Annotated in this window: 1 protein-coding gene; it reads right to left on the reverse strand. The window is 51.1% G+C overall.

Features of this window, described 5'->3' with window-relative positions:
* Positions 1 to 886: hypothetical protein (locus GMD1S_RS12365; RefSeq protein WP_192808294.1), on the reverse strand; the 886-nt coding region annotated here is incomplete at both ends.

The following is an 886-nucleotide window of genomic DNA, read 5'->3' on the forward strand; positions in this document are numbered from 1 at the left end:
ACATGCTAGCTGAGAGTGATGCGCTCGTTGAAGTAGATTCGCTCACTGATGTACTTACTGAGATCGAGGCACTTGTTAGAGCCGATTCACTGGCTAATACGCTAGCTGAGAGTGATGCGCTCGTTGAAGTAGATTCGCTCAATGAAGTACTTGTTGAGATCGAAGCACTTTCCAACGCCAACTCGTCCGCTAGCATACTTGCAGAAGTTGAAGTACTTGTTGAAGCGGATTCGCTGGCGCTCACTGACACAGATTGGCTTGAGCTTACAGATGCTGACTCACTGGCGCTAGCTGAAGCTGATTGACTTGAGCTTACTGAAGCTGACTCACTTGCGCTTACAGATGCAGACTGATTAGCACTTACTGAAGCCGATTCACTTGAGCTTACCGAAGCAGACTGGCTGGCGCTCGCTGAGGCTGATTGGCTAGCACTCACTGAGGCAGACTGACTTGAGCTCGCTGATGCAGATTCACTTGCACTTACTGAGGCTGATTGACTCGAGCTTACCGATGCAGATTCGCTTGAACTTACTGAGGCTGACTCACTTGCACTCAATGATGCTGATTGACTCGAACTTGCGGATGCTGACTCACTTGAGCTTGCCGAAGCTGATTGACTCGAGCTTACTGAGGCGGATTCGCTTGCGCTTACTGAGGTTGATTGGCTTGAGCTTACCGACGCCGATTGGCTAGCACTCACCGATACAGATTGGCTGGAGCTTACTGAGGCGGACTGGCTTGAGCTTGCTGACGCAGATTGACTCGAGCTGACTGATGCGGATTGGCTTGCGCTAACTGAAGCGGATTGGCTTGAACTTACTGATGCGGACTGACTCGAGCTTACAGACGCAGACTGACTGGCGCTCACTGACGCTGATTGGCTAGC

It is taken from the genome of Streptococcus sp. GMD1S, from assembly GCF_000296875.1.
Classification (GTDB): domain Bacteria; phylum Bacillota; class Bacilli; order Lactobacillales; family Streptococcaceae; genus Streptococcus.